Annotated in this window: 19 protein-coding genes; 12 read left to right on the forward strand and 7 right to left on the reverse strand. The window is 71.8% G+C overall.

Annotation, left to right across the window (positions count from 1 at the left end; all coding sequences use genetic code 11):
- Nucleotides 1-21 precede the first annotated feature (21 nt).
- The 9 genes from tsf to ACZ607_RS17290 all read left to right on the forward strand — a co-directional run bounded on the left by tsf (nt 22) and on the right by ACZ607_RS17290 (nt 9,549).
- Nucleotides 22-858: a translation elongation factor Ts gene (gene tsf / locus ACZ607_RS17250; RefSeq protein WP_469735487.1), complete on the forward strand. Its 837-nt coding sequence runs from the start codon at nt 22-24 to the stop codon at nt 856-858.
- Nucleotides 859-1,016: 158 nt separating this feature from the next.
- A complete protein-coding gene (pyrH, locus tag ACZ607_RS17255; RefSeq protein ID WP_469735488.1) occupies nt 1,017-1,793 on the forward strand; it encodes a UMP kinase in 777 nt (258 codons plus the stop codon).
- Between the two features lie 70 nt (nt 1,794-1,863).
- Complete coding sequence (frr, locus tag ACZ607_RS17260) at nt 1,864-2,421, forward strand: ribosome recycling factor (protein ID WP_031100531.1); 558 nt, start codon at nt 1,864-1,866, stop codon at nt 2,419-2,421.
- Entirely contained in the window at nt 2,421-3,506 is a 1,086-nt protein-coding gene (locus tag ACZ607_RS17265) for a phosphatidate cytidylyltransferase (RefSeq protein WP_469735489.1), read from the forward strand. The genes frr and ACZ607_RS17265 overlap by 1 nt, the downstream gene beginning before the upstream one ends.
- Nucleotides 3,507-3,702: 196 nt before the next feature.
- Nucleotides 3,703-4,230: a hypothetical protein gene (locus tag ACZ607_RS17270; protein ID WP_469735490.1), complete on the forward strand. Its 528-nt coding sequence runs from the start codon at nt 3,703-3,705 to the stop codon at nt 4,228-4,230.
- Nucleotides 4,231-4,399: 169 nt separating this feature from the next.
- Entirely contained in the window at nt 4,400-5,506 is a 1,107-nt protein-coding gene (gene rlmN, locus ACZ607_RS17275) for a dual-specificity RNA methyltransferase RlmN (protein WP_469735491.1), read from the forward strand.
- A gap of 268 nt (nt 5,507-5,774) precedes the next feature.
- Nucleotides 5,775-6,869 carry a thiamine ABC transporter substrate-binding protein gene (locus ACZ607_RS17280; protein WP_469735492.1) on the forward strand — a complete coding sequence of 365 codons (1,095 nt, stop codon included), beginning with the start codon at nt 5,775-5,777 and terminating at the stop codon, nt 6,867-6,869.
- A 44-nt stretch (nt 6,870-6,913) separates the two neighbouring features.
- Entirely contained in the window at nt 6,914-8,527 is a 1,614-nt protein-coding gene (locus ACZ607_RS17285; RefSeq protein WP_469735599.1) for an ABC transporter permease, read from the forward strand.
- 2 nt (nt 8,528-8,529) lie between these two features.
- On the forward strand, nt 8,530-9,549 hold the full coding sequence (locus ACZ607_RS17290; RefSeq protein WP_469735493.1) for an ABC transporter ATP-binding protein: 1,020 nt from the start codon (nt 8,530-8,532) through the stop codon (nt 9,547-9,549).
- A 5-nt stretch (nt 9,550-9,554) separates the two neighbouring features.
- Here ACZ607_RS17290 and ACZ607_RS17295 read toward each other — a convergent pair whose 3' ends face one another.
- Together ACZ607_RS17295 and ACZ607_RS17300 are read right to left on the reverse strand one after the other, a co-directional pair.
- Nucleotides 9,555-10,229, reverse strand: a complete 675-nt coding sequence (locus ACZ607_RS17295; protein WP_469735494.1) for a response regulator — start codon at nt 10,227-10,229, stop codon at nt 9,555-9,557.
- Entirely contained in the window at nt 10,223-11,449 is a 1,227-nt protein-coding gene (locus ACZ607_RS17300; protein ID WP_469735495.1) for a sensor histidine kinase, read from the reverse strand. Before ACZ607_RS17300 ends, ACZ607_RS17295 begins: the two co-directional genes overlap by 7 nt.
- A 142-nt stretch (nt 11,450-11,591) precedes the next feature.
- On the opposite strand from ACZ607_RS17300, the gene ACZ607_RS17305 reads away from it, so the two are divergent.
- From ACZ607_RS17305 to ACZ607_RS17315, 3 genes are read left to right on the forward strand one after another with little or no spacing between them, the layout of a single operon-like run.
- A complete protein-coding gene (locus ACZ607_RS17305; protein ID WP_469735496.1) occupies nt 11,592-12,827 on the forward strand; it encodes a glycosyltransferase 87 family protein in 1,236 nt (411 codons plus the stop codon).
- Nucleotides 12,824-13,966: a glycosyltransferase family 4 protein gene (locus ACZ607_RS17310; RefSeq protein ID WP_469735497.1), complete on the forward strand. Its 1,143-nt coding sequence runs from the start codon at nt 12,824-12,826 to the stop codon at nt 13,964-13,966. The genes ACZ607_RS17305 and ACZ607_RS17310 overlap by 4 nt, the downstream gene beginning before the upstream one ends.
- Before the next feature lie 37 nt (nt 13,967-14,003).
- Nucleotides 14,004-14,456 carry an SRPBCC family protein gene (locus ACZ607_RS17315; protein WP_469735498.1) on the forward strand — a complete coding sequence of 151 codons (453 nt, stop codon included), beginning with the start codon at nt 14,004-14,006 and terminating at the stop codon, nt 14,454-14,456.
- Between the two features lie 18 nt (nt 14,457-14,474).
- On the opposite strand, the gene ACZ607_RS17320 is transcribed toward ACZ607_RS17315, so the two are convergent.
- From ACZ607_RS17320 to ACZ607_RS17340, 5 genes are all read right to left on the reverse strand, one after another.
- Nucleotides 14,475-15,593: an LOG family protein gene (locus ACZ607_RS17320; protein WP_469735499.1), complete on the reverse strand. Its 1,119-nt coding sequence runs from the start codon at nt 15,591-15,593 to the stop codon at nt 14,475-14,477.
- Between the two features lie 71 nt (nt 15,594-15,664).
- Nucleotides 15,665-16,828 (reverse strand): hypothetical protein, encoded by a 1,164-nt coding sequence (locus ACZ607_RS17325; RefSeq protein WP_469735500.1) that lies wholly within the window; start codon nt 16,826-16,828, stop codon nt 15,665-15,667.
- Nucleotides 16,810-17,547, reverse strand: a complete 738-nt coding sequence (locus ACZ607_RS17330) for an ABC transporter ATP-binding protein (protein ID WP_469735501.1) — start codon at nt 17,545-17,547, stop codon at nt 16,810-16,812. Before ACZ607_RS17330 ends, ACZ607_RS17325 begins: the two co-directional genes overlap by 19 nt.
- A gap of 226 nt (nt 17,548-17,773) precedes the next feature.
- Nucleotides 17,774-19,153 (reverse strand): aspartate aminotransferase family protein, encoded by a 1,380-nt coding sequence (locus ACZ607_RS17335; protein ID WP_469735502.1) that lies wholly within the window; start codon nt 19,151-19,153, stop codon nt 17,774-17,776.
- Nucleotides 19,138-19,629, reverse strand: a complete 492-nt coding sequence (locus ACZ607_RS17340; protein ID WP_187281839.1) for an Lrp/AsnC family transcriptional regulator — start codon at nt 19,627-19,629, stop codon at nt 19,138-19,140. Before ACZ607_RS17340 ends, ACZ607_RS17335 begins: the two co-directional genes overlap by 16 nt.
- Nucleotides 19,630-19,691: the final 62 nt, after the last annotated feature.

Here is a 19,691-nt window from a genome sequence, read left to right on the forward strand (position 1 = left end):
CTTCGAGAGAGAAACAGACTCATGGCGAACTACACCGCCGCTGACGTCAAGAAGCTCCGCGAGCTCACCGGCGCCGGCATGATGGACTGCAAGAAGGCGCTCGACGAGGCCGACGGCAACGTCGACGCCGCCGTCGAGGCGCTCCGCATCAAGGGCCAGAAGGGCGTCGCCAAGCGCGAGGGCCGTTCCGCCGAGAACGGCGCCGTCGTCTCCCTCGTCTCCGAGGACAAGACGACCGGCGTCCTGGTCGAGCTGAAGTGCGAGACGGACTTCGTCGCCAAGGGTGACAAGTTCCAGGCCGTCGCCAACACGCTCGCCGCCCACGTCGCCGCGACCTCCCCGGCCGACATCGAGGCGCTCCTCTCCTCCGAGATCGAGCCCGGCAAGACCGTGCAGGCGTACGTCGACGAGGCCAACGCCAACCTCGGCGAGAAGATCGTCCTGGACCGCTTCGCGCAGTTCAAGGGCGCCTTCGTCTCCGTGTACATGCACCGCACCATGCCCGACCTGCCCCCGCAGATCGGCGTGATGGTCGAGCTGGACAAGGCCGACGCCGAGCTGGCCAAGGGCCTCGCGCAGCACATCGCCGCCTTCGCCCCGAAGTACCTGTCCCGCGAGGACGTCCCCGCCGAGGTCGTCGAGGCCGAGCGCCGCGTCGCCGAGGAGACCACGCGCGCCGAGGGCAAGCCGGAGGCCGCGCTCCCGAAGATCGTCGAGGGTCGCGTCAACGGCTTCTTCAAGGAGGCCACCCTCCTCGGCCAGCCGTACGCGCTGGACAACAAGAAGTCCGTCCAGAAGGTCCTGGACGAGGCCGGTGTCACCCTGAAGCGCTTCACGCGTATCAAGGTCGGCATCTGAGTCCGTCCGCGAACAACGGTGGACCCCGATAGGGTCTGGTGCAGTCGTAGGCCGCACTCAGCCGGACGACCGCAGATCTGACGAGGAGGCCATTGCCGCTGAGGGACGACAGACCCACCGGCAATGGCCTTCTTCGTATGTGCACGAGGAGAATCTCCATGAACAAGGGCGCGGACGCCCCACAGGGTGACCACAAGCGCGACGACGGCACGATTTCCGGCCGCTTCATGCTGAAGCTGTCCGGCGAGGCCTTCGCCGGCGGCGGAGGTCTGGGAGTCGACCCCGACGTCGTGCACGCCATCGCCCGCGAGATCGCGGCGGTCGTACGCGACGGAGCGGAGATCGCGGTCGTCATCGGCGGCGGCAACTTCTTCCGTGGCGCCGAGCTCCAGCAGCGCGGCATGGACCGGGCGCGGTCCGACTACATGGGCATGCTCGGCACCGTCATGAACTGCCTGGCGCTGCAGGACTTCCTGGAGAAGGAGGGCATCGACTCGCGCGTCCAGACCGCCATCACCATGGGCCAGGTCGCGGAGCCGTACATCCCGCTCCGTGCCGTGCGGCACCTGGAGAAGGGGCGCGTCGTGATCTTCGGTGCCGGTATGGGGATGCCGTACTTCTCCACCGACACGACCGCGGCCCAGCGCGCCCTGGAGATCGACGCCGAGGCGCTGCTGATGGGGAAGAACGGCGTGGACGGGGTCTACGACTCCGACCCGAAGGCCAACCCCGACGCGGTGAAGTTCGACGCCCTGGAGTACGGCGAGGTGATCTCGCGGGACCTCAAGGTCGCCGACGCCACCGCCATCACGCTCTGCCGTGACAACCAGCTCCCCATCCTCGTCTTCGAGCTGACCACGGAGGGCAATATCGCCCGCGCGGTGAAGGGTGAGAAGATCGGCACGCTGGTGAGCGACCGGAGCACCCGGGCCTGACGGCCCAGAAGACGCAGGATCCGCAGGACCCGACGATGCCGGGTCCGCTCAAGACACGCAGGAGCACGTGGTGATCGAAGAAATCCTCCTCGAGGCCGAGGAGAAGATGGAGAAGGCCGTCGTGGTCGCGAAAGAGGACTTCGCCGCCATCCGTACCGGCCGTGCGCATCCGGCGATGTTCAACAAGATCGTCGCCGACTACTACGGCGCGCTGACCCCGATCAACCAGCTCGCCTCGTTCTCGGTCCCCGAGCCGCGGATGGCCGTGGTGACCCCGTTCGACAAGACCGCGCTGCGCAACATCGAGCAGGCGATCCGCGACTCCGACCTCGGCGTCAACCCGAGCAACGACGGCAACATCATCCGTGTGACGTTCCCGGAGCTCACGCAGGACCGTCGCAAGGAGTACATCAAGGTCGCCAAGACCAAGGCCGAGGACTCCAAGATCTCGATCCGCTCCATCCGCCGCAAGGCCAAGGAGTCGCTCGACAAGCTGGTCAAGGACAAGGAGTCCGGCGAGGACGAGGTCCGCCGCGCCGAGAAGGAGCTCGACGACACCACCGCGAAGTACGTCGCGCAGGTGGACGAGCTGCTCAAGCACAAGGAAGCCGAGCTGCTCGAAGTCTGATGAACGACTCTTCCCGGGGGGCCCCGCAGGGAGCCGGTTACTGGAGCGCGCCCGAGATGGGGGGCGCTCCGGCGGGTCCTGCCCACGATGTGCACGGCGCCCAGCAGACTCGGCCCATGCCCATCGTGCCGGACGTTCCCGACGCAGGTAGAGACGCTGACGACCGCGATGACCGGAACGGGGACGCCGCGCGCGTCAGCGGCCCCCTGTTCCGTGACGAGAAGCCGCAGGAGCCCATGTCCACCCCGCTGCCCTCCCCGCCGCCCAAGAAGCGCGCGGGGCGTGACCTGCGCGCCGCCATAGGGGTCGGTGTCGGTCTCGGCGCCCTCGTCGTCGGCTCCCTGTTCATCGTGAAGGCCGTCTTCGTCGGTGTGGTCGTGCTGGCGGTGGTGGTGGGGCTCTGGGAGCTCACCTCCCGCCTCAAGGAGCGCAAGGGCATCAACGCTCCCCTCGTCCCGCTCGCCGTCGGCGGCGCCGCGATGGTGGTCGCCGGCTACGTGCGGGAGGCGGAGGGCGCCTGGGTCGCCATGGCGCTCACGGCCCTCGCGGTGCTCGTGTGGCGGATGACGGAGCCCCCCGAGGGCTACCTCAAGGACGTCACGGCGGGTGTCTTCGCCGTGTTCTACGTGCCGTTCCTGGCGACGTTCGTCGCGATGATGCTCACCGCGGACGACGGCGCCTGGCGCGTGCTGACGTTCCTCCTGCTGACCGTGGTCAGCGACACCGGGGCGTACGCCGTCGGCTGGCGCTTCGGCACGCACAAGCTGGCACCCCGCATCAGCCCCGGGAAGACCCGCGAGGGTCTGTTCGGAGCCGTCGGCTTCGCGATGGTGGCCGGTGCCCTGTGCATGGAGTTCCTGATCGACGACGGGAGCTGGTGGCAGGGCCTGCTGATGGGCCTGGCCGTCGCCGCCAGCGCCACGCTGGGGGATCTCGGTGAGTCCATGATCAAGCGTGACCTGGGGATCAAGGACATGGGCACGCTGCTCCCCGGCCACGGCGGCATCATGGACCGGCTCGACTCGCTGCTGCCGAGCGCCCCGGTCGTATGGCTGCTGCTGGTGCTGTTCGTGGGATCCGGCTGAGCCGGCCGGAGACTTCGCGCGTCGCGCGGTCGCACTGATGGGGCCCGCCGTCCACCGGACGGCGGGCCCCATCAGTGTGCTCGGAGGGTTGGACCACGGCCCGGGTGACTGCTTCCGGCTCCCGGCGGTGGGTCGGCCCCCGCGGGGTACCCGGGAGGGACAGGCATACCCCGTCACTCCGAGGAGGCTGGTGGCCGTGCGCGCGTGGAAACTCTGGCTGGACCGTAGTCTCACCGCGCAAGCGGTGCTGATCTTCGTCCTGGGGGTGGCAGGCAACGCCCTGTTACGCCGGGACGGGCAAGTCGGCTGGTGGGTGATCCAGACAGCGATCTTCACCGCCGTCGCCGTGGGCATCGTGGCGGCTCAGCGCCGCAGGGTCGGCCGAGCGGCCGGCGTCGGCCCCCGGGGGATCGCCGAGCTCAACCGGCAGATCCGGTACGGCGAGGTGCCGAGCGATCCGGAGACGCGGGCGACCATGCGGAAACTGGTCGCCGAGCAGCTGGGGAAGATGGAGCGGGGCGGCCGGTGGCTGCCGTACTGGCTGGCCTGCATGGGCCTGATCGCGGCAGGCATGCTCGCACTCGGAATCGTCACCGGCTCCCCCGTGTTCCCGGTGATCTTCGCGGTCGGCGTGGCCGTGTTCTGTGCCTGGATCCTCTGGATGCGCCGCCGCGCACTGGAGCGCCACCGCCACATGAGGTCCGCCCTGCAGAGCCACGGCTGACAGGGGTATGCCGTGGGGCGTCCACCGTGGTCTCGGTCACGGTTCCCGTGCGGCCGGGCCGTCGGAGGCCCGCCGACCACGGCCGACGCCGGCGTCCCAGCCCCCTGCGTGCCGCCCGGTCCCTCGGCGGACCTGAGGACCACGGCGTGTCTGCGACACTGGATGAACCATGCCTAAGCCCGGAGAACTCACTTTCGTCGCGCCCCGTGGAGCCAAGCGGCCGCCGCGGCACCTCGCCGACCTCACACCCGACGAGCGCAAGGAAGCAGTCGCCGCGACCGGCGAGAAGCCCTTCCGTGCCAAGCAGCTGTCGCAGCACTACTTCTCGCGGTACGCGCACGACCCGGCGGAGTGGACCAACATTCCGTCCGCGTCGCGGGAGAAGCTCGCCGAGGCGATGTTCCCCGACCTGATGTCGGTGATGCGTCACATCAGCTGCGACGACGACACCACCCGCAAGACGCTCTGGAAGCTGCACGACGGCACGCTCGTCGAGTCCGTGCTCATGCGGTACCCGGACCGGGTGACCATGTGCATCTCGTCCCAGGCGGGCTGCGGGATGAACTGCCCGTTCTGTGCGACCGGGCAGGCGGGGCTCGACCGTAATCTGTCGACCGCCGAGATCGTGCACCAGATCGTGGACGGCATGCGGGCCCTGCGCGACGGGGAGGTCCCGGGCGGGCCCGCGCGGCTGTCCAACATCGTCTTCATGGGCATGGGCGAGCCGCTGGCCAACTACAAGCGCGTCGTCGGGGCGATCCGCCGGCTGACGGACCCCGAGCCGGACGGCCTCGGGCTCTCGCAGCGCGGGATCACCGTGTCCACCGTCGGCCTGGTGCCGGCGATGCTGCGCTTCGCCGACGAGGGCTTCAAGTGCCGCCTCGCGGTGTCGCTGCACGCCCCGGACGACGAGCTGCGCGACACTCTCGTGCCCGTGAACACCCGCTGGAGGGTCCGTGAGGTCCTCGACGCCGCGTGGGAGTACGCCGAGAAGTCGGGCCGCCGCATCTCCATCGAGTACGCGCTCATCCGCGACATCAACGACCAGGCCTGGCGAGGTGACCGACTGGGCCGGCTGCTCAAGGGCAAGCGGGTGCACGTCAACCTCATCCCGCTGAACCCGACGCCCGGCTCCAAGTGGACCGCCTCGCGGCCCGAGGACGAGAAGGCGTTCGTCGAGGCGATCGCCGCCCATGGCGTGCCGGTCACCGTCCGGGACACCCGTGGCCAGGAGATCGACGGGGCCTGCGGGCAGCTGGCGGCCGCCGAGCGCTGAGACGGCCCCGGCGGGAGGGCGTGATCCGGCCGGTCCGGTGTGATCCGGCCGGTGTAGCCTGGCCGGGAAATCAACTTCATATTCCGACAGGGGAGCGCCACAGCGCTGAGAGTGCGGCACCGAGGACAGGTCGGCCGCAGACCCTCTGAACCTCGCCCGGGTCATTCCGGGTAGGAAGTTCGGACCTTACTCAAGCTGTTGCGCCCTGCCCGCTCGCCGAGCGGGCAGGGCCGCGTCTCTTCCTGGTCACCTCCAGGAGGAATTCACCATGAACACCACGACGAAGTACGCGGCGACGGCGCTCGCCGCCGCGCTGGGCGTCACCGCGCTCGCGGGCTGCGGCGGCTCCGACGACCAGGCGTCCGGCGACACGGGCGCCGGCTCCAAGACCGTCACCCTCGTCAGCCACGACTCGTTCAACGCCTCGGACGCGGTCCTGAAGGCGTTCACCGAGCAGACCGGCTACAAGGTCAAGGTGCTCAAGAGCGGTGACGCCGGAGCGGCGCTCAACCAGGAGATCCTGACCAAGGGCTCCCCTCGCGGCGACGTGTTCTTCGGCGCCGACAACACCCTGCTCTCCCGCGCCCTGGACAACGGCCTGTTCACGCCGTACAAGGCCAAGGGACTGGACCGGGTCGCGGCCGACACCCAGCTCGACGCCGACAAGCACCGGGTCACGCCCGTCGACACCGGTGACATCTGCGTCAACTACGACAAGAAGTACTTCGCCGACAAGAAGCTCGACCCGCCGAAGACCTTCGACGACCTGCTGAAGCCCGCGTACAAGAACCTCCTGGTCACCGAGAACGCCGCGACCTCGTCGCCCGGCCTCGGCTTCCTCCTCGGGACGGTCGCCGACCAGGGCGAGAGCGGCTACCAGGACTACTGGAAGAAGCTGAAGGACAACGGGGTCAAGGTCGTCGACGGCTGGGAGCAGGCCTACAACGAGGAGTTCTCCGGCTCCGCGGGCGGGAAGAAGGCCAACGCCGACCGGCCGCTCGTCGTCTCGTACGCCTCCAGCCCGCCCGTCGAGGTGCTGTACGCCGACCCGCAGCCCACCGAGGCCCCGACCGGCGTCGCCACCGGCACCTGCTTCCGCCAGATCGAGTTCGCCGGGCTGCTGGACGGCGCGAAGAACGAGGCCGGGGGCAAGGCGCTGCTGGACTTCCTGATCAGCAAGCAGTTCCAGGAGGACGTGCCGCTGAACATGTTCGTGAACCCGGTGGCGAAGGACGCGAAGCTGCCGGAGCTCTTCACGAAGTTCGGCGCGGTCGTCGACAAGCCGGCGACCGTCTCCCCGGAGAAGATCGCCAAGAACCGTGAGCAGTGGGTCCAGTCATGGTCCTCGCTCGTCGTGAAGTAGTCGCGCGGTCCCCGTGGAGGGGGAACGCGGTGCGGCTCGGTCTCATGGCCGTGCCCGTCGCGTTCTTCGCGCTGTTCTTCGCCTACCCGGTCGTCGCGATCGTCGGCCGGGGGCTGAAGGCGGACGGCGACTGGCAGTTCGGCCGGATCGGCACGGTGCTGAGCCGGCCGGACGTCCTCGACGTCCTCTGGTTCACGACCTGGCAGGCCCTCGCCTCGACCGCGCTCACCCTGCTGATCGCACTGCCCGGCGCCTATGTCTTCGCCCGCTTCGACTTCCCCGGCAAGCAGCTGCTTCGGGCCGTCGTGACCGTGCCGTTCGTCCTGCCGACCGTCGTGGTGGGCACGGCGTTCCTGGCGCTGCTGGGACGCGGCGGGTTCCTGGACGACCTCTGGGGGGTCAGGCTCGACACCACGGTGTGGGCGATCCTGCTCGCCCATGTCTTCTTCAACTACGCGGTCGTCGTACGCACCGTCGGCGGCCTGTGGTCCCAGCTCGACCCCCGCCAGGAGGAGGCCGCCCGGGTCCTCGGGGCCGGCCGGTTCGCCGCTTGGCGGCGCGTGACCCTGCCCGCACTGGCCCCGGCCGTCGCCGCGGCGGCCCTGATGGTCTTCCTCTTCACCTTCACCTCCTTCGGGGTCGTCCAGATCCTCGGCGGCCCGGCCTACGCCACGCTGGAGGTGGAGATCTACCGGCAGACCGCCCAGCTGCTGGACCTGTCCACGGCCGCCGTGCTCACCCTGGTGCAGTTCGCGGCGGTCGGCGGGATCCTCGCCGTCCACGCCTGGACCGTACGGCGGCGGGAGACGGCCCTGCGGCTCGTCGACCCGTCGCAGACCGCCCGGCCGCCCCGGGGAGCGGGGCAGCGGGCGCTGCTCGGCGGGGTGCTGCTGACCGTCCTGCTGCTGATCGTCGTGCCGCTCGGCGTACTGGTGGAACGGTCGCTGGACACCTCCGGCGGCTACGGCTTCGGCTTCTACCGCGCGTTGCAGTCGGCCGACGCGAGCGGCTCCACCTTCCTGGTGCCTCCGCTGGACGCCATCGGGAACTCCCTGCGCTACGCGCTGGTCGCGACCCTGATCGCCCTCGTGATCGGCGGTCTCGCCGCGGCGGCCCTGACGAGGAAGGCCGGACGGCTGGTCCGGGGCTTCGACGCCCTGCTGATGCTGCCGCTCGGAGTGTCCGCCGTCACCGTGGGCTTCGGCTTCCTCATCACGCTCGACAAGCCGCCGCTGGACCTGCGTACGTCCTGGATCCTCGTGCCGCTCGCCCAGGCGCTGGTGGGCGTCCCCTTCGTCGTACGGACCATGCTGCCCGTCCTGCGCGCGGTGGACGACCGGCTGCGGGAGGCCGCCGCCGTGCTCGGCGCGTCGCCGCTGCGGGCCTGGCGCGAGGTCGATCTGCCGCTGGTGCGGCGGGCGGTGCTGGTGGCCGCCGGGTTCGCCTTCGCCGTGTCGCTCGGTGAGTTCGGCGCGACCGTGTTCATCGCGCGCCCCGACAACCCCACCCTGCCGGTGGCCGTCGCCCGGCTGCTCGGGCGCTCCGGAGAGCTCAACTACGGCCAGGCGATGGCCCTCAGCACGATCCTCATGCTCACCTGCGCGGTGTCGCTGCTCGTGCTCGAACGTATCCGCACCGACCGATCCGGGGAGTTCTAGAGATGCTGGCAGTGGAGGCGGCGACAGTCCGGTTCGGGAAGCGGGCCGCGCTGGACGCGGTGGACCTGGAGGTCGCGGACCACGAGATCGTCTGCGTGCTGGGGCCGAGCGGCAGCGGCAAGTCGACGCTGCTGCGGGCCGTGGCCGGGTTGCAGCACCTGGACGCCGGGCGGGTGTTCCTCGACGGCGTCGACCAGGCGCCGCTGCCCGTGCACCGGCGCGGGCTCGGCCTGATGTTCCAGGACCACCAGCTCTTCCCGCACCGGGACGTCGCCGCCAACGTCGCCTTCGGACTGCGGATGCACGGTGTTCCCCGCGCCGAGCGCGACCGCAGGGCGGACGAACTCCTGGACCTGGTCGGCCTCCCCGGGGCCGGCCGGCGGGCCGTCGCGGCCCTGTCCGGCGGCGAACAGCAGCGCGTGGCACTCGCCCGTGCCCTGGCGCCCCGGCCCAAGCTGCTGATGCTGGACGAACCGCTGGGCCAGCTCGACCGGAGCCTGCGCGAACGGCTCGTCGTGGAACTGCGCACCCTCTTCGGCCGCCTGGGCACCACGGTGCTCGCCGTCACCCACGACCAGGGAGAGGCCTTCGCCCTCGCCGACCGGGTCGTGGTCATGCGGGACGGAAGGATCGCCCAGGCCGGCACCCCGCTGGAGGTCTGGCAGCGGCCCGCGTCGGCGTTCGTCGCCCGCTTCCTCGGCTTCGACAACCTGGTGGACACCACGGTCACGGGCACGGCCGCCGACACCGTCTGGGGCAAGGTCCCGGTGCCCGAGGACTCGCCCCAGGGCGAGCGCGAACTGCTCGTGCGGCCGGGCGGCGTGATCATCGGTGGCCCGAAGGACGGCCTGCGCTGCACGGTCGGCGTACGCACCTTCCGCGGCCACCACGTCACCGTCACCCTGCACCCCGACGACGGGCCGCCCCTGGAGGCGGAGTGCGCCCTGCGGGACACCCCGGAGGAAGGGGCCGTCGTGGGCGTGACCTTCGACCCGGCGGAGACGGTGGTCATCCCCCGGTAGGGCTCTCAGCGGCGGTGATTCTCCCGGCCCGCGACCACCAGCCCCAGCTCGTACGCGAGGATCACCGCCTGCGCCCTGTCGCGGAGCCCCATCTTCGCGAAGAGCCGGTTGATGTGCGTCTTGACCGTGTGGTCCGTGATGGCGAGACGATCGGCGATGCCGGCGTTCGACAGGCCACGGGCGATGAGGACGAGCACCTCCGCCTCCCGCGCGGTGAGCCCCTCCACACCGGGGTGCGGCTCCGTGCCGGGCCTCTGCCGTACGAACTCCGCTATCAGCCGTCGTGTGATCTCGGGGGCCAGCAGCGCGCGGCCGTCCGCCACGACCCGCACGGCGTGCAGCAGCTCCGGGAACGTGGCGTCCTTCAGCAGGAAGCCGCCCGCTCCCGCGGCGAGCGCGTCGTACACGTACTCGTCGAGGCCGAACGTCGTCAGCATCAGGGCCTTGGTGGCGCCGCCCGACGCCCCGACGATCTCGCGCGCCGCCTCGATGCCGTTCACCCGGGGCATCCTGATGTCCAGCAGCACCAGGTCCGGGGCGAGTTCGGCGGCCCTGCGGATGGCCTCGGCACCGTCCTCCGCCTCGGCGACCACCTCGATGTCGGGCTGCGTGCCGAGCAGCCCGACGAATCCGGTCCGTACGACCGCCTGGTCGTCGGCGACGAGCACTCTGATCACCACGGGAGCTCCGCCTCCACGAGAAAGCCGCCGGCCGGGCCCCGCCCCGCCGTGAGTCTGCCGCCCAGCAGAGCGGCCCGTTCCCCCATGCCCACCAGGCCGTGACCGCGGCTGTCCGTCCCGCCGTCGGGCGGCCCGGGCCCGTCATCGGCGACACGGACGCACAGAACGCCGGGCCGGTGGTCGATCTCCACCACCGTGTGCGCGCCGGCGGCATGACGGCGGGCGTTCGTCAGCGCTTCCTGGACGATCCGGTACGCCGACAGCTCCCAGGACGCCGGGACCGCCGCCCGCTCGCCGAGGACACGCAGATCGGCGGAGCCTCCCACCGCGCGGTGCTGCTCCACGAGCTCCTCCAGCCCGGCCAGCGACGGCTGGGGCGTCCGCAGCGCCGCCGCCCCGGACCCGGCCCGCAGCACACCGAGCAGCCGGCGCAGCTCCGCCATGGAGGAACGCGCGGTGCCGGCTATCTGCTGGAAGGCGTCCCGGGCCGGTCCGGGCAGATCCGGCGTCGTGTAGGTGGCGCTCTCGGCCTGCACCGCGATCATCGAGACCGAGTGGGCGATCATGTCGTGCAACTCGCGGGCGATGGCCGCCCTCTCCGCCTCCGCCGCCTGGCGGCGCTCCATCGTCAGGAGCCTGGACTGTGCGGCCGCCCGCTCGTGGCGGGTCTCCTCCCGGCTCCGTATCGCGTCCCCCATGCTGACCGCCCCCAGGACGATGACGGTCAGCACCAGCGTCTCCGCGTAGAGCCCCAGGGTGAACCGGTCGCTTCCCTGGAGCACCGGCAGACCCGGTGCCCCGTCACGGGCCCAGCGGTCGATGTGGACGAGATTGACGGTGAGCGAGGCGAGGGCCCCGCAGACCACCAGCAGGGCCGGGTGCTGCACCCGGTGGCGCCCCAGCGTGTAACTGCCCATCAGGGTGCCCGCGACCGTCGCGTAGGCCATGTTGCCGTCGGTCCCGAAGCTGAGCAGCGCCGCACCGACCGTCAGGAAACCGACGGCGGGGTGGGCGCGGCGCCACATCAGGGAGAGGGCGCAGACCAGCACCCCGAACGCCGTGACCGGCGAACCCGGTACGACCGTCAGCTCCACGGCGGCGAGCAGGGTGACGGCGCCACCCGTCACCCATGGATACGGGGGTGCGGCCGTCCAGCGGCGCAGCCGCCGCCGTGCTCGTCCGGTCAGGGTGGTTCCCCGATCCGCGGTCGTGGCGCTCATGGGGCAATTCTTCGGGAGGAGGGGGCGGTCGCGCATCGGAGCGGAGGTGGATATCGCGACGCGGTCTCATGCCACGGGTTGACGGAGAGGACCGGATCCTGGTGTGACGCCCCGTGAACAGGGCTTTCCTAGCCTCGAATCCATGGTCAGACCAGCAGGTGTCAGCGTGCTCGGCCGGCGTTCCGCCCGGGTGCGGACGGGAACGCCCCCGCCCCGGTGGTGGCGGGGAACGCGCCCGCTCCGGTGGGCGGGAGCCGGAGGCGACGCGCGGTGGTGGGCCCTCTGCGCGGTCGCGGCCCTCGGGCTCGCGGGCTTCTCCACGCTCGCTCCGCACCGGGTGTGGGGCGTCGCCGCGGCGGCCGGATACACGGCGGCGGCCTGGCTGTCGGCGCGCCGTGGCGCCCGGAGTCCCGTGCCGTACGCCGTGGCGGTGGCCGGTGCCGTCCTGCTGCCGCTGCTGGTCCTCCTCGGCACGGGCAGGGCGCAGCTGGAGGTCGACGTGATCAGGCGTTCCGCCGGCCTGCTGCTCGCCACCGGCAGCCCGTACCTCCCGCACCCGGAGGAGCCGGCGGACTTCAACCCGTACCTGCCGGGCATGTCCGTCTTCGGGATGCCCGACGCCCTGTCGGGAGGCAGCCCGTTCACCGACCCCCGGCTGTGGACGGGCGCGGCGTTCCTCGGCGCGCTGGCACTCTCAGTGCGCGGGCTGCCGCTCCTGTGGATCACCGCCTGCCCCCTCGTCGCGCTGCCGCTCGCCGTCGGCGGGGTCGACCTGCCGGCCGTCGGCCTGATGTGTCTGGGACTGGCGTCGGCGGGGCGCGGCGAGGGAGGCCGGGCGGGGCTCGCCCTCGGTCTGGCCGCCGCCCTCAAATGGACGGCGTGGCCCGCCCTGCCGGTGGCCCTGGCCCTGCTGGTCGTGCGGAACCGCCGGGCGGGGGAGCCGTCCGGCCCCGGGGCGCGCCCCGCGCTGCGGTGCGGCGCCACGGCGGTGACGACGGCGGCGGTGCTCGTCCTGCCGGCCGCGCTGAGCGACCCCCGGGCCTTCACCGCCCATGTCGTCGGCTTCCCCCTCGGCCTGACCGACGCCGTGTCCGCCGCGGCGAGCCCGCTCCCCGGGCACCTCCTCGCCGCGCACCTGCCCGGCGGCCGGGCCGTCGCTCTCGCCCTGCTCGCCGTGAGCGCGCTGGCCATGGCGGCCTCCCTGGTCGGGCGGCCACCGGCGAGTGCGCCGTCCGCCGCGCGCCGGCTCGCCCTCGGGCTGCTCCTGGCCATCGCGTTCATGCCCGCCAGCCGGTTCGGCTATCTCGTGTACCCGCTGGTCCTCGTGGTCCTGGCGGCCCACGGGGAGCCCGCCCCGCCGCGAAAGGTCCGCCCATGACCCGCACCCTCGTCGTCACCAACGACTTCCCGCCGCGCCAGGGAGGCATCGAGACGTTCGTCCACGCGATGACCGGCCGCTTCCCCGAGGGTTCCGTCGTCGTGTACACCTCCGCGGAGCCGGGATCCGCCGACCATGACGCGGCTCTGCCGTATCCCGTGATCCGGGATCCGTCCCGGACGCTGCTGCCGACCCCGCGCGTCGCGGCACGCGCGGTGGACCTCGCCCGGCGACACCACTGCGACCGCGTGTGGTTCGGGGCCGCCGCGCCACTCGGCCTGATGGCGGACCGGCTGCGCCAGGAGGCGGGAGTGCGCCGGATCGTCGCCACCACGCACGGCCACGAGGTGTGGTGGGCCAGGACACCGGGAGCCCGCGCGCTCCTGCGCCGGACCGGGGAACGGGCCGACACCGTCACCTATCTCGGCGAGGCCACGCGCGCCCCGATCGCCTCCGCGCTCGGACCGGCCGCCGCCCGCCGCATGGTGCGCCTCGTACCGGGCGTCGACAGCGGCGCGTTCCGTGCCGCGCCCGGCCACGGCCCCGATCCGGCGGGCATCAGGGCGCGTTACGGGCTGGGGGACCGGCCCGTGATCCTCTGCGCCGCCCGGCTCGTCCCCCGCAAGGGCCAGGACATGCTGATCCGCGCGCTGCCGGCGGTACGCCGTGCCGTGCCCGGCGCCGTGCTCCTGCTGGTCGGCGACGGTCCCCATCTGCACTCCCTGCGCCGCCTGGCCGAGGCCACCGGGGAGGAGGGCGCCGTCGTCCTGGCGGGCGGGCAGCCGCACACCGCCATGCCCGGGTTCTTCGCCGCGGCCGACGTCTTCGCGATGCCGTGCCGCACCAGACGCGCCGGCCTGGAGGTGGAGGGGCTCGGCATCGTCTTCCTGGAGGCGGCCGCGGCCGGACTCCCCGTCCTCGCCGGGGACTCGGGCGGCGCGCCCGACGCCGTACGCGACGGGGAGACCGGCCACCTCGTCGACGGCCGGGACGTGTCCGCGATCGCCGCCCTGCTCGTCGGACTGCTGAGCGACCGCGCGGGCGCCGCCGCCATGGGGGAGCGGGGGCGGCAGTGGGTCCGTACGGAGTGGGGGTGGGACCGTACGTACGACCGGCTGGCGGCGCTTCTCGGGGCGTGATCCCCTGGACACGGAGACCTGGGAAGGGGAAGGGACCATGACGCAGCCGGCCCGCGAGGGCATCGACATCACCCGCGTCGTCGCGGCACCGAGGGAACGGGTCTTCGAGGCCTGGACGGACCCCGAGGACTTCGCCGCCTGGTACGGCGGCGACGCGGACGTACCGCTCGACCGGGTGTCGATGGATGTCACGCCCGGCGGCGAGTGGAGCCTGGTCATCGTGGTGCCCGGAGCGGAGATGCCCTTCCACGGCGTCTACCAGGAGGTGTCGGCCCCCGAGCGGCTCGTGTTCACCCTCAAGGACCGGAGCGCGCCCGCCGACACCGAGGGCGAGACGGTCACGGTCACCCTCACCGAGAAGAGCCGGAAGTCGACCGAGATGGTCTTCCGGCAGCGGGGCGGCAATCTCACCCCCGAGCAGTACGCCGCGGCCGAGGACGGCTGGGAGGCGTTCTTCGACGCCCTCGATGCCCGGCTCGCCTCCCCCTGACCCCCCGGAAGCTGGGTGTCAGCCCGTCAGCCGGGCGAGCGCGCCGGCCGCCTCCTCCACCGTGTCGACGAGCGCGATACGGGACTCCATCGCCCGGCCCGCCGCGAGCGCGTTGAGCAGCGGCCAGGCGGGCAGCTTCTCCGTCCAGTGCGCACGGTTCACCAGGACCATCGGGGTGGGCGCCGACCGCGACTCGTAGTAGTTGGGCGTCGCGTTGTCGAAGATCTCCTGCACGGTCCCGGCGGCACCGGGAAGGAAGATCACCCCGGCGGTCGAGCGGGCCAGCAGCCCGTCCTCGCGCACGGCGTTCGCGAAGTACTTGGCGATGTGGTCCGCGAAGGCGTTCGGCGGCTCGTGGCCGTAGAACCAGGTCGGGATCGCCACCGAGGAGCCTCCCTCGGGCCAGCGCTCCCGCACGGCGAAGGCGGCCTGCGCCCAGTCGGTGACCGACGGGCTGAACGAGGGTGCCGCGGCGAGGAGTTCGCAGGCCTTGACCAGCATGGCGTCGGAGTGCGGCGCCGCGTACGCCCCGAGGTTGGCCGCCTCCATGGCCCCGGGGCCGCCGCCCGTCGCCACGGTCAGGCCGCCGCGCGCCAGCTCCCTGCCGAGCGCGGCGGCGCCGGCGTACTCCTCCGTGCCGCGGGCCATCGCGTGACCGCCCATCACGCCCACCACCCGGGCCCCGACGAGGTGTTCGTCCAGCGCGTCGGAGACCGCGTCGTCGTGGAGCGCCCGCAGCATCGAGGCGAAGACGTCGCCGTTCGTCTTGGTCAGCTGGAACCAGTCGTACGCCCGTGCGTCAGGGGTCGCCTCGTAACCGCCCTCGGCCAGACCCTCGTACAGGGCGTCGGGGGTGTACAGCAGCCCGCGGTACGGGTCGAAGGGGAGGCCGGGGACCGGCGGGAAGACGAAGGCCCCGTCCGCGCGTATCTTCGCGTCGGCACGGGGCTCCATCCGGCAGCCCAGGAAGACGGCGCCCCGGGTGTCGGTCGTGAGCAGGGCGTCGGCCCGGTCCGTCAGGTCGACGGACTGGATCCGGTGACCGGCCAGGGTCCCGGCGGCGACCGCCTCGTCGAATGCGGTGAGCGTCTCGATCTCGACGCCGGGTGCGTACGTGTTCTCGTCCGGATTCTCCACGCCGCCATGCTACGGACCGCCCCCGCGAACGAGGCCACCCCGTCGGGGACTGGATCGCCCCGGTAGGGGTGTCACCCCGTCAGAGGCAGCGCCGCCAGCTCCGCGATCGCCCAGGTCAGTGGGGCGAAGACGGCCAGCAGCACCAGTGCCCGCAGGGCGGCGGCGATGCGGAGCGAGGAGGCCGGGGCACCGAGCCGCAGCAGGGTCCCGGCCGTACGGGCGCGGGCCTGCCTGGCCTCCAGCGCGGTGGTCAGCAGCGTCGCCGTGGTGCAGCCGAGGACGAGCACGGCGCCGAGTGCGGTGAGCGGGCCGAAGGGGCGGTCCCCGCCGGTCCAGAGCGCGGTGGCCGCGATCACCCCGGACAGCACCGCGCAGACGATGCCCAGCGGGCGGCCGATCCGGCACGCCTCGTCCATCAGGACCCGGCCGGCCAGCAGCCGTACGGCTCCCGGACGCACAGCCTGGAGCAGCCGCCCGCACAGATGGGTGAGGCCGGGCCCCGCCATGGCCAGGCCGATCGCGGTGAGGGTCCAGCCCGCGAGGACGGCCGCGGGGGTGGAGTCGAGCCGGCCCGGCAGCGGGAACGGGTTGCCCGCCGAGCCCCGGCTGGCGTACGCCTCGACCGCGAGTCCGGCGGCGGTGAGCGCGACTCCCCAGGGAAGCCCCTTGGGCACCGGGGCGGGCGCGAGGTCGTCCTCGTCCGCCTGGGCCTCGGAGGGCGCGACCGGCCTGGAGCGCAGCGCCAGCCCGCCGGCCGCCGACGCGGCGAGCGGCACCACGGCCAGCAGCGTGAGCGCCGCGGCGAGGGGCAGCGGGGTGCCGGCGCCCAGGAACTCGGCCGCGCCGCCGTCGAACGGCAGACCGGTCAGATCGCCGCGCAGGTGCAGGAAGAAGAGCAGCGCCACCACCGAGCCGAGCGTGGTGGAGACCGCCGTGGAGATCGCCGCCAGCAGCGCGAGACGGGCGGGCCCGAGCCCGGCGGCGAAGAGACCGGGGCGCGGCCTGGTGCTCGGATCCGTACGCGCGACCGCCACCGCGAACTGGACGGTCGCGGCGAGCGGAACGGCGCACCACAGCAGCCGCAGCACGGAACCCGAGGCGTGCGCCGGATGCCCGGCGGCATACCCGAGGGTGCACAGGAGCAGGAAGCCCACCCCCGCCGACGCGGCGGCGAGGGCCAGACGCCGCACCAGGACCAGGGGATGGGAGCCGCGGGTCAGACGGAGAGCGAGCACGCCGAGCGGCCTTCCGTATCGGGCGCGGCGGGCAGGGAGACGGTGGTGACGCGGCGGCCGTCCAGCAGGCTGACCACACGGTCGGCGAGCGCGGCCACCTCCGCGTCATGGGTGGCGAGCACCACGGTGATCCCGTGGGACCGCGCCGCGGTGGTGAGGGTGCGCAGCAGCTGGGCGCGCTCGGCGTGGTGCAGCGAGGCGGTCGGTTCGTCCGCGAAGATCACGGACGGCGAGGCGGCCAGCGCCCGCGCGACGGAGATCCGCTGACGCTGAGACTGGAGCAGGGCGTGCGGTCTCTTCTTGGCGAGCGGACCGATGTCCAGCCGCTCCAGCCACTCGGTGGCCGCCTTCTTCGCCGCCCGGTGCGAGACACCCCGCAGCAGCAGCGGCAGGGCGGCGTTCTCCCAGGTGCTGAGCTCCGGCACGAGCTGCGGCTCCGCCGCGATCCAGCCGAACCTGTCCCGGCGGAGCTGCTCGCGCAGCCGGGGGCCCATGGTGTGCACGGGCACGCTGTTGAACCAGACCTCGCCCTGCTGGGGGACCAGCTGGCCGGAGAGGCAGTGCAGCAGCGTCGTCTTACCGCTGCCACGGGGGCCGGCCACGGCGAGGATCTCGCCGTCGCGGATCCCGAGGGAGACACCGCCGAGCCCCGGCGATCCGTTGTGGGAGTGGTGCAGGGAACGTGCCCAGATCACATCGTTGTCGGGCGGGGCCACCATGGCGTACACCTCGGTTCGGATCAGTTCTCCTGTCCCCCGTACGGGGGACGAATACAACGAACGAAAGGCCGATCGGTCACTCGGCACGCTAGGCAGCCGGACCGGGGTGTCGGGACAGTACGCGGCCCGGATACCCCTGTTCTCACTCGAACGGGTGTATCCGGGCCGCGTATGCCCTATGAAATGACTGCCGGGGGCGTCTGTCGGTGGCAGCCGGTGGCGTCGGTCAGAGCTTCGCCCAGGCCTCCGTCAGGACACCGCGCAGGATGCCCTCGATCTCGTCGAACGTCGACCGGTCGGAGATCAGCGGGGGCGCGAGCTGGATCACCGGGTCGCCGCGGTCGTCGGCCCGGCAGTACAGGCCGTTCTCGAACAGCGCCTTGGAGAGGAAGCCGTACAGGACGCGCTCGGTCTCCTCGTCGGTGAAGGTCTCCTTGGTGGCCTTGTCCTTCACCAGCTCGATGCCGTAGAAGAAGCCGTTGCCGCGGACGTCGCCGACGATCGGCAGGTCGTGCAGCTTCTGCAGCGTCGTCAGGAACGCGTTCTCGTTGTCGAGGACGTGCTGGTTGAGGCCCTCGCGCTCGAAGATGTCGAGGTTGGCGAGACCGACCGCGGCGGAGACGGGGTGGCCGCCGAAGGTGTAGCCGTGCAGGAAGGTGTTGTCGCCCTCGTAGAACGGCTCGGCCAGCCGGTCGGAGATGATGCAGGCGCCGATGGGGGAGTAGCCCGAGGTCATGCCCTTGGCGCAGGTGATCATGTCCGGGACGTAGCCGAACTTGTCGCAGGCGAACATCGTGCCGAGGCGGCCGAACGCGCAGATGACCTCGTCGGAGACGAGCAGCACGTCGTACCGGTCGCAGATCTCACGCACCCGCTGGAAGTAGCCGGGCGGCGGCGGGAAGCAGCCGCCGGCGTTCTGCACGGGCTCCAGGAAGACCGCGGCGACGGTGTCCGGGCCCTCGAAGAGGATCTGCTGCTCGATCTGGTCGGCGGCCCAGCGGCCGAAGGCCTCCGGGTCGTCGCCGAAGAGCGGGGCGCGGTAGATGTTGGTGTTCGGCACCTTGTGCGCGCCGGGGACCAGCGGCTCGAACGGCGCCTTCAGCGCGGGCAGGCCGGTGATCGACAGGGCTCCCTGCGGGGTGCCGTGATAGGCCACGGCCCGCGAGATGACCTTGTACTTGGTCGGCTTGCCCTTGAGCTTGAAGTACTGCTTGGCCAGCTTCCAGGCCGTCTCCACGGCCTCGCCGCCGCCGGTGGTGAAGAAGACCTTGTTGAGGTCGCCCGGGGCGTGGCCGGCGAGGCGCTCCGCGAGTTCGACGGCCTTGGGGTGGGCGTAGGACCACACCGGGAAGAAGGCCAGCTCCTGCGCCTGCTTGTACGCCGTCTCGGCGAGCTCGTGGCGGCCGTGCCCGGCGTTGACGACGAACAGGCCGGAGAGGCCGTCGAGGTAGCGCTTGCCCTTGTCGTCGTAGATGTAGGTGCCCTCGCCACGCACGATGGTGGGAACGGGCGCGTTCTCGTAGTCCGACATGCGGGTGAAGTGCATCCACAGGTGGTCGTACGCGGTTCGGCTGAGGTCCTTGCTCACGGCTATCGGGTTCCCCACATGTAGGTCTGCTTCTTGAGCTTGAGGTAGACGAAGCTCTCGGTGGAGCGCACACCGGGTATCGCCCGGATGCGTTTGTTGATCGTCTCCAGCAGGTGGTCGTCGTCCTCGCAGACGATCTCCACCATGAGGTCGAAGGAGCCCGCGGTCATCACCACGTACTCGCACTCGGCCATGGCCGACAGGGCCTCGGCCACGGGGTCGAGGTCGCCCTCGACGTTGATGCCGACCATGGCCTGCCGCCGCAGCCCCACGGTGAGCGGGTCCGTGACGGCGACGATCTGCATGACGCCCTGGTCGAGCAGCTTCTGCACGCGCTGGCGTACGGCGGCTTCGGACAGGCCCACGGCCTTGCCGATCGCGGCGTACGGCCGGCGTCCGTCCTCCTGGAGCTGCTCGATGATTGCGAGGGAGACGGCATCGACCGCTGGGGACGATCCGTTCCCGGTCCTGGAGTCTGCGCTGCGACTGGCCACACCTCCACTCTGCACCGCGCCTCCTCCGTCTGGCAAGCCCGAATCGATGAAATTCGTTGTCT

Source organism: Streptomyces sp. NPDC104381 (assembly GCF_055583745.1).